At 29.7% G+C, this 14896-nt stretch carries 12 protein-coding genes; 7 read left to right on the top strand and 5 right to left on the bottom strand.

From position 1 onward, the window contains the following. Positions 1-72: 72 nt before the first annotated feature. From IC219_RS10035 to IC219_RS10010, 6 genes are all read left to right on the top strand, one after another. Positions 73-1287 carry an FAD-dependent oxidoreductase gene (locus IC219_RS10035; protein ID WP_227835672.1) on the top strand — a complete coding sequence of 405 codons (1215 nt, stop codon included), beginning with the start codon at positions 73-75 and terminating at the stop codon, positions 1285-1287. Between the two features lie 198 nt (positions 1288-1485). Next, positions 1486-3378: a sigma 54-interacting transcriptional regulator gene (locus IC219_RS10030; RefSeq protein WP_227434335.1), complete on the top strand. Its 1893-nt coding sequence runs from the start codon at positions 1486-1488 to the stop codon at positions 3376-3378. A 267-nt stretch (positions 3379-3645) separates the two neighbouring features. Beyond that, a complete protein-coding gene (locus IC219_RS10025; RefSeq protein ID WP_227434334.1) occupies positions 3646-4620 on the top strand; it encodes a 2-keto-3-deoxygluconate permease in 975 nt (324 codons plus the stop codon). 20 nt (positions 4621-4640) lie between these two features. Then, entirely contained in the window at positions 4641-4916 is a 276-nt protein-coding gene (locus IC219_RS10020) for a UxaA family hydrolase (RefSeq protein WP_009891186.1), read from the top strand. Between the two features lie 12 nt (positions 4917-4928). Further along, on the top strand, positions 4929-6092 hold the full coding sequence (locus tag IC219_RS10015; protein WP_227824348.1) for a UxaA family hydrolase: 1164 nt from the start codon (positions 4929-4931) through the stop codon (positions 6090-6092). A 355-nt stretch (positions 6093-6447) separates the two neighbouring features. Next, on the top strand, positions 6448-8730 hold the full coding sequence (locus IC219_RS10010) for an EAL domain-containing protein (RefSeq protein WP_227830884.1): 2283 nt from the start codon (positions 6448-6450) through the stop codon (positions 8728-8730). Between the two features lie 62 nt (positions 8731-8792). Here the strand turns inward: IC219_RS10010 and IC219_RS10005 are convergent, their stop codons facing one another. The 5 genes from IC219_RS10005 to IC219_RS09985 form a co-directional block, all read right to left on the bottom strand. Then, on the bottom strand, positions 8793-10133 hold the full coding sequence (locus IC219_RS10005) for an MATE family efflux transporter (RefSeq protein WP_227830885.1): 1341 nt from the start codon (positions 10131-10133) through the stop codon (positions 8793-8795). Positions 10134-10144: 11 nt separating this feature from the next. Beyond that, positions 10145-10927 carry an ABC transporter ATP-binding protein gene (locus IC219_RS10000; protein WP_227433986.1) on the bottom strand — a complete coding sequence of 261 codons (783 nt, stop codon included), beginning with the start codon at positions 10925-10927 and terminating at the stop codon, positions 10145-10147. Positions 10928-10941: 14 nt separating this feature from the next. Then, positions 10942-11964 (bottom strand): iron ABC transporter permease, encoded by a 1023-nt coding sequence (locus IC219_RS09995; RefSeq protein ID WP_227830886.1) that lies wholly within the window; start codon positions 11962-11964, stop codon positions 10942-10944. A 5-nt stretch (positions 11965-11969) separates the two neighbouring features. Continuing rightward, entirely contained in the window at positions 11970-12983 is a 1014-nt protein-coding gene (locus tag IC219_RS09990) for a FecCD family ABC transporter permease (protein WP_227433984.1), read from the bottom strand. Between the two features lie 129 nt (positions 12984-13112). Further along, complete coding sequence (locus IC219_RS09985; RefSeq protein WP_227824351.1) at positions 13113-14051, bottom strand: ABC transporter substrate-binding protein; 939 nt, start codon at positions 14049-14051, stop codon at positions 13113-13115. 280 nt (positions 14052-14331) lie between these two features. Between IC219_RS09985 and IC219_RS09980 the strand changes: the two genes are divergently transcribed. Beyond that, positions 14332-14796 carry a hypothetical protein gene (locus IC219_RS09980; RefSeq protein ID WP_227482040.1) on the top strand — a complete coding sequence of 155 codons (465 nt, stop codon included), beginning with the start codon at positions 14332-14334 and terminating at the stop codon, positions 14794-14796. Positions 14797-14896 lie beyond the last annotated feature (100 nt).

Raw genomic sequence — 14896 nt, 5'->3', positions numbered from 1 at the left:
ATTAAAATGTATAATATTATTTACTATAGAAAATAATACACTCATACATAATAAATTTTAGGAGTGAAATATATGAATCAAGAATATGTAAAAGGTAAACCTATTTTTACCAGTATAAATAAAATTCCAAGACAATTTCCATACCTTACTGATGATATTGATACAGATGTTATAATCGTTGGAGGCGGCGTAACAGGATGTATTTGTGCATACTATTTAGCTAAAAATAATATAAAATCAGTTATCCTTGAAAAAGGAAGGATTGCGCATGGAAGTACTAGTGTAACCACATCACTTTTACAGTATGAATTGGATGACAATTTGATAGATTTGACAGAAGTAATGACTCTAACTGATGCCTTAAAAGCTTATAATCTTTGTGTATCAGCACTTGAAGAGTTAGATAAATTTATAGAATTGCATGGAAATAAGTGTGATTATGCAAAAAGAGATACTTTACTTTACACTGCCAATAAACTTGAAATAAAAGCTATAAAAGAAGAATATGATTTAAGAAAAGAAAATGGATTTGATGTTGAGTATATTGATGAATCTACAAATCCTTTTGGTTTTGATTTAAAGTCAGGATTGATAGCAAAAAATGGTGGACGAGAACTAGACCCATATAAATATAGTCAGCATCTCATTGATGTAAGTCTAAAAAAAGGTCTTGAAGTATATGAAAATACAGAAGTAAAAAAAATAGACTTTTCAAATGATAAAGTAACAGCTGAAGTGTCTTATGGTTATAAAGTTTATGGCAAAAAACTAATTGTGGCTACAGGATATAATACAAGTTTATTTACAAATAGAAATTTTGCAACTAAATCTAATTCCTTTAATATAGCTACAAAACCACTTAAAGATATTGATTCTTGGAAAGACAATATTCTGATTAGAGACAATTGTGACCCATATAATTATCTAAGAACCACTAAAGATAATAGATTGATTATAGGTGGCGAAGATGTAGACTTTAGTGATATAGAAGATGAGGCTTTAGCAAATAAAAAATATGATATTTTAGAACAAAGGCTAAAGGGCATGTTTAAGGATATAAAAGATATACAAATTGAGTACAAGTATTGTGGTTGCTTTGCTTCTACTTTAGATAACTTAGGTTTTATTGGACCTGATAACAAAAACCATAACTTATGGTACTGTTTAGGCTATGGAGCTAATGGAATACTTTTTGCAATATTAGGAGGTATAATGCTTAGTAAGCTATACCTTGGAGAAGAAGATAAAAATATGAGATTATTTAAGGTAAATAGATTTGACAAATAGATGTTATTATATATTAAAAGACTGTACTAAAAAACTTTAGAATTCTAAAATCTTATTTTTAGGCAGTCTTTTATAATAATTTATTTAAAAATACTTTATTTAGAATTAAATATAAAGTAAAATATTAAAATATCACTGATAAAATTTAGTTATGATAATAATCTTTAAGTTTATTTGATGAAATATGGAGGAATTATTATGAAAGAAATACTTGTTATTGCTCCTACTAAAGGAACCTATGAAAAATCGATTCACATAGTAAAAAAATATAAGTATACAAACATTGATGTTGTATTTGGTAATTTAAAAGAAGGAATACCACTCGCCGAAAAAAGTATTAACCATGGTACTAGAATTATCATAAGTAGAGGTGGAACTTACAATATGTTAAAAGAAACATATAACATACCTATAGTTGAGATTAAAGTAGATGCTTATGATATTATAGAAAGCTATAAGGAAGTTAAAAATTCAAATGAACCATTTGGGATAATTGGATTTAATAATGTTATATATGGCTTTGATATTATAGAAGAAATATTGAATAAGAAAATAACGATGATTGAAATTGAAAAGGAAGAAGAAATTTATGATGCTATAGAAAAATATAGAAAAAAAGGCATCAATACATATATAGGTGATACTACTGTTGCACATATTGTTGAAAGACTTAATTGTAAGGGAATATTAATTGAATCTAGAGAAGAAAACATACTTAGAGCCATTCAACAAGCTGAACAAATACTTGACGCAACTAAAGATGAGCAAAAAAGAAGATTACAGATAGAAGCTATGACAGATTTTGTACATGATGGAATAATAACAGTTGATAAAAATTTTAAAATCACATTATTTAATAAGAGTGCTGAAAAAATATTTGGTATAAAAAAAGAAAATGCACTTTATCATAATGTTATAGATGTTATTCCAAACACAGTTTTACCTCAAGTAGTTGAAACCATGGAACCACAAATTGGTGAAATACAGAATATAGGAAGTACAAAAATCATTACAAATAGAGTTCCAATTATCGTTGATGGTCAAATTCAAGGAGCAGTTTCTACATTTCAAGACAGTAAGGAAATAAGTTCATTTGAACATACAATAAGAAGAAGTCTATTAAACAAAGGTCTATCTGCTAAATACACATTTGATGATATAATCTATGCAAGTGAAAAAACAAAAGACTGTATAGAAGTTGCAAAAAAATATGCTTGCTATGATACTCCAATGATTATTACAGGGGAATCTGGTGTTGGTAAAGAGTTATTTTGTCAAAGTATTCATAATTATAGCAAACGTAAAAATGCTCCTTTTGTTGCTGTAAATTGTGCTGCAATACCTCCATCTTTAATAGAAAGTGAGTTCTTTGGATATGAGGAGGGCTCATTCACAGGAGCAAGAAAAAAAGGAAAAACAGGTGTATTTGAATTGGCACATGAAGGAACAATCTTTCTCGATGAAATAAGTGAAATTCCAATTGAACTTCAAGGAAGATTATTAAGAGTCTTGCAAGAAAAGCAAGTTATGAGAATTGGTGGTGATAAAGTTATTCCCATAGATGTAAAAATAATTTGTGCTTCAAATAAAGACTTAAAAGATATGATGCGTGACGGTTTATTTAGACGAGACCTTTACTTTAGAATAAATATATTAACATTGTATCTTCCTTCACTCAAGGAGAGAAAAGAAGACATCATAAAATTATCAGAATTTTTCATAAAAAAATATTCAGCTAAATACAATAAGATACCTTTAATTATCACTCCAAATATCAGACAAGCTCTTCTTGAAAAAGAATATGAAGGAAATATAAGAGAATTAGAAGGAATAATCGAGAGAGCTGTTATTATAGAATCATTTGATTCAATTTTATCAGAAAAATACAATAGTGAATATGCAAATACTATAAATGATACAGATAAGGCTGATTTTAAATGTAATAACTTAGACTTGAAAACACTAGAAAAGAAATATATCTATAAAGTCTATAATGAAAATAATAGAAACACTACAAAAACTTGTGAAATACTAAAAATCACTCGCTCTACCCTATGGAGAAAGTTAAAAGAAATTGAAAGTGATGTTTAAAAATAATACATATATAATATATCGAAACGTTTTATGTTTAATTTTAATACATAAAACGTTTCTTTATTTCTATTTAAAATTCTACTACATAATAAATAGATTATTTTTTTCGCTACATTTTTCTATATAATTTTTTTAATCTAAGCAATCTACAGTATTTTATACGAATATTAAAAATACTTATAAAAATAAAAACTATATAACACCTCTATTGGCATAGTAATTGCTTTTAAGTACTTATATAAAAATTAAAAGGAGTGATACTAGATGCATATCTTAAAATCGGTGAAAAAGATACCAGGAGGACTTATGGTCTGTCCCCTGCTATTGGGAGCACTATTTAATACAGTATGTCCACAGGCTCTTGAAATTGGAGGATTTACAACTTCCTTATTTAAAACTGGTGCAATGAGTATACTTGCTCTATTTTGTCTATGTAATGGCGCTCAAATCAACATAAGACAAGCAGGCAAACCTTTGACTAAGGGCATAGTACTCACGGCAACAAAATTTGTAATTGGTGCAGTACTAGGTATTATTGTTAGTAAATTCATTGGGCCTAAAGGCATAATTGGTATTACACCTCTTGCTATAGTTGCTACTATGACTAATTCAAATGGAGGTCTCTTTGCTGCTCTTGCTGGTGAATATGGAGATTCTACAGATGTTGGTGCGATATCTATCTTATCTCTAAATGATGGTCCATTTTTTACGATGCTTGCCTTTGGAGTAACTGGACTTGCAAATGTGCCTATAGTAGCTTTATTTGCAGCACTCATACCAATATTACTTGGATTTATACTTGGTAATCTCGATGAAGATATACGAGAATTTCTTGCACCTGGTACAACATTGTTAATACCTTTCTTTGCTTTTCCTTTAGGAGCTGCATTAAACTTTAACCAAATTATAACTGCTGGATTCCCTGGAGTTATACTAGGTCTTGCTGTAACTCTAATAACAGGTATGGGTGGATATTTTGTAATGAAACTTATACGTGCAGAACATCCAGCAGTAGGTGCAGCTACTGGTACGACAGCAGGTAATGCGGCTGGTACTCCTGAAGCTTTAGCCGCTATTGACCCTACACTTGCTACAATTGCGGCTGTTTCAACAGTACAAGTTGCTGCAGCTATCATTGTTACAGCAATATGCTGTCCAATGCTCGTCTCCTATTTGGATAAAAGAGAAAAAAGAAAAAAAGCTATTTTTAAAACAAATAAAAACATAGAAGTAAACTAATATTTTTAGGAGGTAAAAATATGAATGCAATTATTCATGCAAATGAAAAAGACAATCTAGTTACATGTGTTAGACCTTTAGTTAAAGGTGAAAAAGTTTCAATTGATGGAAAATCTTATATAGTAAATGATAATATTCCTGTTTTTCATAAAATGGCTACAGAAGATGTGAAAAAAGGTGATGTTGTTTATAAATATGGAGAGATTATAGGAATTGCAACAGTTGACATAAAAACTGGTGACTATGTTCATGTACATAATATTGAAAGTACGCGTGGTCGCGGAGATAAAAAATAGGAGGTAATAAAAATGAAATTAATGGGTTATTTAAGAGAAAATGGACAATATGGTATTCGTAATCATATTTTAGTTATTCCAACATCTGTCTGTTCAAGTGAGACCGCTACAAGAGTTGCAGCACTTGTTCCTGGAGCAATAGCTATCCCACACCAACATGGATGTTGTCAAATTGGCTCTGATATAGAGCTTACAGAAAAAACATTGATAGGATTTGGTAAAAACCCTAATGTAGCTGCTGTTTTAGTAGTTGGACTTGGATGTGATGGTATTCAAGCAAAAGATTTAGCATCTGAAATATCTACAACAGGAAAAAAAGTCGACTATGTTGTTATACAAGAATGTGGTGGAACACTAAAAGCAATAGCTAAAGGTGCTGAAATAGCAAGTCAGATGGCTCGTGAAATATCAAAAGAAGTAAGAGTTGAATTTGATATGAGCGAAATTACATTGGCACTTGAATGTGGTGGCTCTGACCCAACAAGTGGAATTGCATCAAACCCTTCAATAGGAATTGCATCAAATCTTCTTATAGATGAGGGTGGCAGTAGTATATTAAGTGAGACTACAGAAGTAATTGGTGCAGAACATTTATTGGCTACTCGCTTTGAAGATGAAAACATGAAAGAAAAATTTCTTAAATTTGTAAATGATGTAGAAAAAAGAGCAATTACTATGGGAGAAGATTTACGTAGTGGTCAACCTACTCCAGGTAATAAAGCTGGTGGATTATCAACAATTGAAGAAAAATCACTTGGCTGTATGTATAAAGCAGGGAACAAACCATTCAAGGGTGCTCTTGAATATGCTGAAATTTTACCTTCAGATAAAAAAGGTTTATATTTTATGGATACTCCAGGTCAAGATATAGATTCTATCACTGGTATGGTGGCAGGTGGTGCACAGATTGTAATCTTCTCAACTGGTAGAGGTACTCCAACAGGAAGCCCAATTTCGCCAGTTATTAAAATTACTGGAAACAGTGATACATACAATAAAATGATAGATAATATCGATATAAATGCAGGTAGAATTATAACAGAGGGCGCTAAAATTAAAGATATAGGTAAGGAAATATTCGATGAAATAGTGGAAGTATGTAATGGTAAACACACTAAAGCTGAAAGCCTTGGCCATAGAGAATTTGGTATTTACAGAATTGCATCTACTTTCTAGTTTGTAATAAATATAAGGTATTGTTTTATGAATTCAATATTTATACATATACTATAAATTAAAAATCTTTTATAAATGTTTTTTCAACCTCAAAAAGGACTGTATCAAAATAGTTAAAATAATTTTGAAAACAGTTCTTTTTTTATTTATAAAATATTCTAATTCATAACAATATTATTTAATTAAATTCCAGTATAAATTATAAGAATAGCTTCTCTACTTTTTAAAATAATTTACATAAGAATAGACGTAAAGATAAAATTTAGTACCTTCACAGATAGAAATATTTGGTATAATATGTCTGAGAGGAGTCTTCTTTGTAAGCCAATAAAGGATGGAGGATGGAACATAAAAAATGTATACTAAAAGCGTACAAAATAAAAAAATAATAATTACCTTATTACTAACACTCCTTATAATTGTGTCCTTAGTTTGTGTTTCTTTTGTTATGACACTGCGTAAAGTAACTCATCGTGAAACAGAGCGGTATCTTACAGAAATCTCAGAGAGTGTCTCCACTACAATTAATGAAAAATGTAAAAGTATATTTAAAATATTATACTCTATAGGAGATACTTACTTTCAGTTTAGTGATAACAATAAAAATGTCACTGAATATTTATCTAAAAAATCAAAATTACTGAAGTTTGATTGGTTAGGTGTTGCTGATTCTAGTGGGAATTTTATAGGAACTGATGAAAGTACAGGTAATGTTAGAGGGCAGTATTTTTATAGAAAAGCTCTTCAAGGTGAAGAGACAATTACTCCAATCAAATCTCAATCTGGTATATATGGAATTTTATATTCTGTACCACTTTATAAAGATGATAAAATAACTGGAGCTATTACTGCTTGGAATACTCTTGATACTATGAGAACGTTACTAAGCGTGGAGAGTTTTGGGGGTGAAGGATTTTCTCAAATCATTGACAAAAATGGGAATTTCATTGTAAGTTCAGACAACAAAAACGCACCAAAAAATGTTGTAAACTTTTTTGACACAATTAAAAAACATGGAAGCTATACTGGTAAAGATACTCTTAGAGAAATGAAGACAAATTTAAAAGAGAACAAAAAAGGTTCTATGTACTTTACATTGGATGATGGTATTTATAAAGCTATGCACTATGTTCCTCTGGAAGAGGAAAACCTATATCTACTTTCAATTGTTCCAGTAAAGGTAGCAAATGCACAGTTTGATTTACTTCTAAAAAAAGCAGTCTTTATCAACATTTTAATTATTATATTATTTTTATTACTTATCATGTTGATTATATTTATAAATCGCAAAAATAGAGAGCAACTTATAAAAATCGCCTATGTAGACCCTGTAACTAAAGGCTATAGTAAGGCACGTTTTGATATGGAAGCTAAAGCAATCATAGAATCAACTTCAGCAGGGACCTATTCATTAGTATCTATAAATATTAATAAATTCAAACTTATTAATGATTCTTTTGGTAGTGATGCTGGAGATAAAACATTAAAATATATACATGATGTAATTGCTAATTATTTGGAACGAGAAGAATTACTTTGTAGAGTTTCTAATGACCAGTTTAATATTCTTATTAAAACTATTTCACAAAAAGAAATTCTTAAGTACATAGAAAATATTACAAATGATATTAACAGTTTCAACAAAGATAAAGAATGTAAATATTTTATAGCTCTTTCCATAGGTGTCTATAAAATTGATGACCCAAATATACCACTAGTATCAATTCAAGACCGTGCAAATGTAGCACGAAAAAACATTAAAGGAAATACTGTAACTCATCCACTTTACACATGTGTATTTTATAGTGATTTAGAACGTTTGAGAATGCTTAAAGAAAAAGAAATGGAAAATAGAATGGAAGAAGCATTAGATAATAATGAATTTGTAGTCTATCTCCAACCTAAAGTAAACCTTAAAAACAATAATATTGTAGGTGCAGAAGCATTAGTGCGATGGCAAGACCCAGATAGAGGTCTTATTCCACCAAATGATTTTATTCCTTTTTTTGAAAAAAATGGCTTCATCATCAAACTTGACCATTATGTGTTTGAAAAATCGTGTGCCATGATACGAAAATGGATAGATAATGGGGAAACTCCAATACCTATTTCAGTTAATTTTTCACGTGCTCATTTAAATAATAAAGATTTTTTAGAAAAATACAAAACAATTCGTGATAAATACGATGTCCCTGCTAAACTTTTGGAAATCGAATTAACTGAGACACTCATCTTTGATAACTTACAAATGTTACTCAATGTAATAGACCAAATCCATGAGGAAGGTTTTCAATGTTCACTAGATGATTTTGGAAGTGGATATTCTTCACTTAACATGCTAAAAGAAATAAAAGTTGATACTCTAAAACTTGACCGAGCATTTTTTAGTTCTCCCAACGCAGATAATGTATCTGAAAATTATGTAATAGAATCTGTAGTTGAGCTAGCAAAAAAATTAAATATGAATAGTGTATCAGAGGGTGTTGAAACAATCTTACAGATGGAATATCTAAAGAAAATTAATTGTGATATGATACAAGGATATGTTTTTTCTAAACCTATACCTCAAGAAATATTTGAAAAAATGACTTTTGGAAAAACACTAGATGAAGTCAATACAAACGATGCTGTAAAATAATATCCTGTCTCTATAAAATGATTTTAATCATTTTGAGACAGGACTTTTTATTTTTCAACATTTTATGCTTGATTCATCTTAAATTCTCGTCTTAAGAACAATAATACAATTATCATAGCAATAAAATCTGCAATTGGCTGTGCTAACCAAACTCCATCTAAATTAAATCGAATTGGAAGTACAATAATTAATGGTATAAATAAGATAAACTGTCTCAAAAGAGTCAAAAACATAGAATGTTTAACTTTACTCACACATTGAAAATACACAGGCCCAACAATAGAAATCCCCATTATAGGTAAGGTGATTAAATTTATATTTATACCTCTTACAGCTATTTCCATTAGATTTGAATCTTTATTGAATATGCCAACAAATACTTCAGGGTATACCTGCACTACTAAAAATCCAAAAGATAATATAACTATAGATACTATGATAGACAATATTAAGGTTTTCTTTGCACGTTCAAATTGCTTTGCTCCATAATTATATGATATTATAGTTTGCATACCTTGATTTAGACCAAATACTGGCATCATAAACATCAATAAAATAGATGTAAGAGCTGTCATAGCTCCAATAGCTAAATCTCCACCATAAGCCTTTAGAGAGTTATTAGTAAATACATGAGTTATACTTATAGCTACTTCCATTGCAAATGGTGTCATACCTATTGCAAATATTTTTTTTATTATATTTGTATCTAATTTTAAATTGTATTTTTTTAATTTTAAATTAGATTTTCCTCTTATAAAATAATGTGCTACCCAAGTAAACACCACTACTTGACAGAGTACAGTTGCTATAGCTGCTCCTTTTATACCTAAGTTAAACACAAATATGAATATTGGGTCTAATATCAAATTTAGTATACAACCTACTATCATTGTTCTAGCTGCTAACTTAGGATTTCCCTCTGCTCTAATTGCATTATTTAAAGAAAATGCAATTAGATTAAATGGAGTTCCAAGCAATATAACACTCATATAATCTTTTGCATAAGATATTGAATCTTTGCTTGCTCCCAAAAGAAAAAGTATGTCTTCTAAAAAAACTAATCCTAATACAGTTATAATTATAGAAATAATTATAGATAGTGTAAGGGCATTACCCAATATTTTTTCTGCTTCTTTTTTATTTCTTTCTCCTAGTTTTATAGACAAGCTTGTACTAGCACCTACTGATACTAACATTCCAAAAGCTATTATCAGTGTAAACACTGGCATAGTTACACCAAGTCCTGCAATAGCTATAGACCCAACTCCTTCCATAGAACCAATAAAGGCTCTATCTACTACATTGTAAAGCGATGTTACCATCATAGCTATTATTGCAGGTATTGAGTATCTAAATAATAAAATCCATATTTTTTCATGTCTTAATGCTTCTTGATTTTCCATGTTGTCACCATTTATACCATGTCATAAGTTATACAAATTGGTTTATTTGTCCTTGGGTCTGTAGCTATCTCTGCATCGATATTAAACAACTCCTTCAGATTGTCTTTTGTCATAACATCGTATGCATTACCTTGACAAACTATCTTACCTTTCTTAATACCTATCATGTGGTCAGCAAATCGTGCTGCGTTATTAAGTTCATGTATTACCATGACAATAGTTCTTCCTTGTTTTTTGTTTAATTCCTCTAATAATTTTAGTATTTCTAATTGATGAGCTAAATCTAAATATGTTGTAGGCTCATCTAACAAAAGTATATCAGTCTCTTGTGCCAAAGCCATAGCTATCCATGCTCTTTGTCTTTGTCCGCCTGACAAATCTTCCATATTTCTATCCTTAAATTCTGAAATTCCAGTAACTTCTAAGCTCCAATTTACAATATCTCTGTCTTCTCTACTAGAATTTCCAAATCCACTTTTATGAGGGAATCTTCCATATGAAATTAGCTCTGAAACAGTAAGCCCGCTAGGAGCTTGAGGGCTTTGTGGAAGTACAGCCATACTTTTCGCTATCTCCTTAGATTTTTTCTTATATATATCTTCTCCATTTATATATATACTTCCATTTTTAGGACTAATAATTCTCCCTATTGTTTTAAGTATTGTAGACTTTCCACAACCATTAGCCCCTATTATAGTAGTTATTTTTCCTTTTGGTATATTTAAATTTAAATCTTTTATAATATCTGTATTTCCATATGATACATTTAGATTTTTAGTATTTATACAATTCATAGTAACACCCTTTCCTAATCATTTGACAACATTAAATAAATAAAGTATGGTACTCCTATTATGGATACAACTATACCTACTGGTATTTCTATAGGAGCAAGAATATTTCTAGATATAGTATCTGCCACCAAAAGTAATAATGTACCTATCAGTGCTGATACTGGTATTAGTCTTTTATGTCTCGGACCTATTATCTTTCTTCCTATGTGTGGTGCTATTAAACCTAAAAACGAAATACTACCTGCTACTGATGTTGATACACCAGATAAAATTACTGCATATATTATGAGTCTTCTTCTTTGCTTCTCCACATCTACACCAAGACTTGTAGACACTTCATCACCTAAGTTCAAGACATCAATATACTTAGCCTTATACATAGTTATTCCCATAAAAATCACTATAAATGGGAGTACAGCTATTACATATTTCCAACTAGTTCCCCAAATGCTACCTGATGTCCATACCATAACTCTATTAAATTCTTGTGTTGTAAATTTCAATTGAAATATCGTCAAAATTGAAGTAAAAGCTATATTTACACCTATACCAATCAGTAGTAACCTTGATGAATTTATTCCACCTTTCCATGCAAGAGAATATATCAAAAATGCTCCAAACAAAGCTCCTACAAGTGCAACAACTGGCATTGTAAATACAGTGAGATTACTCATACCTTCATAAACATTACCATTCATAAGATATATATAAACTACTACAAATAATGCTGCTCCTGAATTTATACCCAAAATTCCAGAGTCAGCCAAATCATTCTTTGTAACTCCTTGAAGTATTACACCTGCTGTTGATAATGCTGAACCAACCAATAAAGCTATTATTATCCTTGGCAATCTCAGTTTAAATATTGCAATTTCATGATTACGTTGACCTTGTCCTATAAAAGTCTTTATGACATCCATTGGTTCTATAGAAAATGAACCTAAATTTAAACTAACTAGAAAAGCAATAAAAATAAGTACCATTAAAATTGAAATAACAAGTAAAGTTTTAGAATTTGTTTTTATAATATTTTTCATAGCACCTATTTATTCCCCTTTCTAACAAGATATATAAATATTGGAACTCCTATAAGAGCTGTTATAGAGCCCACTGGAGTCTCATATGGAGGATTTATCATTCTACTTAATATATCCGTATATACAAGTAGCACAGCTCCTAGAACCAAAGAACTTGGTATTATATACTTATAATCTGAGCCTACTATTCCTTTAGCTATCTGAGGAACTATAAGACCTATAAAAATAATATTACCTGATACTGAAACAGATGCTCCAGTCATTAATATTACTAAAACTATACATATAAATCTAACAATGTCAGTTTTTTGCCCTAACCCTATTGCCACTTCTTCTCCAAGACTTAGGATAGTTATTCTTGGGGCCATAATCATAGATAGGATAAATCCAATACCTCCAACTATAAATAATAGCTTTATACCTTCCCACGTTACGCCTACAAGTCCTCCTGATATCCAAAAACTTAATTGCTGAGATAGATTAAAGTACATAGATATTGCAGAGGCCAAAGAAATTAACAATGTACCAAGAGCTACCCCTGCGAGAGCTAATTTTACATTATTAACTCTTCCTCTTGATTTTGAACTTACAAAATATATAAATAAACCACTTATACTTGCTCCAATAAATGCAAATATCATTACACTAAAGTTACCATGTATAAGTTTAGGAAATTTTTGTTGAAGTACTAATGATATTGCAATAGCAAATGTAGCTCCCTGTGTAATTCCTATAACAGAAGGTTCAGCTATAGGATTTCTTGTTATTCCTTGCATTATAGCACCTGAAACTGCTAAAAATCCTCCAACAAGTGCTGCTGCTATTGCCCTTGGAAGTCTAACATCCTTCACTATTCTCATATTTATTCCATCTTCCATATTTATTAAACTACTTATAACAGTCGATAGATTCATATCTTTAGCCCCAATAGTTATGGATAATACAATTCCAAATACAAGTGCAACTATACTTATTAATATCAACGAATAAGTCAGATTTTTTTTACTAAGTGTAGTCAATTATCCTACCTCCTTTTCCCTTTTAATTCCAGTGCAGTAATATATTTATTAAGTATTTTATGATTTTAAACTTATTAAAAATAGGTGTGAAAAATGAACATCATTATCTCACACCTAATAAGTTAAGAATTACTTTGTTAATTCATTTTTAACTGATTCTAATAACAACTCTTTTCCAATTGGATTATATGATTGGCTGAAAAATGGAGCTGCATCAAGTATTGTTACATTTCCATCTTTTACTGCTCTCATTTGAGCCCATATAGCACTATTTTCTAAATCTTTTTTATCTGATTCTGTAGCTATCACAATTATATGGTCTGCATCTATATCTGTAAGACCCTCCATACTTACCATTGGCAATGTTATTCCATCTTGCTTTGGCATATTTTTAGGTCTAGCTAATTTCATATCATCATTAATTAAAGTTCCAATTCCTCCATCACTAAACACCATAAATTGTCCCGAACTTGCTAATACTGGTAAATAAGTTTTTTCTCCATTTTTTTCTACAACTTCTTTACCTAGTTTTGTAGCTTTTTCATCATACTTTTGTAACCAATCCTTAGCTTTCTCTTCTTTATCAAATATTTTTGAAACATCAGTTAACTTACTTCTCCAGTCATTTGCATAATCTTTCATCATGACTACAGGAGCTATTTCTTTTAATTGGTCATAGATTTTTTCTTGTCTTTGACTCATTATTATTAAATCTGGATTTGCTTCTAATATAGCTTCCATATCCATAGTATCCATCATAGAGTGACCTACTATCTTTACATCTTTAAGTTCTTCTCTTATGTAACTTGGCAATTTATCAGTTTCATATGAGTCTACATTTGCCGTTGCAATAGGTTTATGACCAGCTATTAACAATTCCTCACTACTTCCTGATATATCAACTATTTTTTTAGGATTTGATGGTATCTTCACCTCTCCCTTAACAGATTGTACAACTCTTGTATCTGATTTTTCTTTATTATCTGTGTTACTATCTGAACATGCCGTAACAAGTACTAACGTAGTTATAATAGATATAAATATTGCTAATGATTTTATTTTTTTCATGATTATTTCTCCTACTTGTTTATTATACTTACATGATATTGATTATCATAAGCACATATTTATTATAGCATTTTTCTAGTTTTAGTCAATATTATTTTGCAAAAGGATAAAAATTCCTAATTAATCTTAATTAAATATACTATAGATAAGGTTTTCTTTCATTGAACAATAAATTTTATATCTGTTCTTTATGTAAATATAATAAATAGAATGACTTTTCAGTTAAACAATGATAAAATGCAAGATACAGAATAGTAATTTAGTAAGGAGGATTTAAAGCGTGGTACATTTAGTATATTGTGATAATGCAGGTAAAAAAGGAGAAAAGGTATTAGATAAAATTTTAGCTGGAACGAAGACAATGGTAATTAGAGGTGCTGCTGGTAGAAAAATACCACATAGCAGAGTATTTCAAGGAGAGTTACTTTATTTTATGGAAAAAGGAACTTCAAGAATTTCTGCAAAAGCTACTGTTAAAAAAGTAGACAACTATATTAAATTAACAGAAGACGAAATTTGTAAAGTTCTAGATGAAAATCAACCAAAACTAAATTTATCTGATAAGCAAAAAGTTCGTTGGCATAAAAAATGCTTATGCTTAGTTGAATTTGAAAATGTTCAAGAAATAACACCTCTTGATTTCGACCATCAAGGAAATATGGATGATTGGCTTATTATTGAAAAAATTGAAGATGTAGTTGTAGGTACTAGTATACCTTACAATTACGAGAAATCTAAATTTTAGAACATTAATAAAAGAATAATAAATTGCTAAGTTATAACTTTTTAACATATTTTAATAAAAAAGAGTGTTTTTAATAATTATAGAAATTATTAAAAACACT

The sequence above is a fragment of the Clostridioides sp. ES-W-0018-02 genome, from assembly GCF_020658175.1.
In the GTDB taxonomy this organism is placed as follows: domain Bacteria; phylum Bacillota; class Clostridia; order Peptostreptococcales; family Peptostreptococcaceae; genus Clostridioides.
Note: the sequence above shows the minus strand (reverse complement) of the source record. Positions and strands in the feature narration are given on the sequence as shown.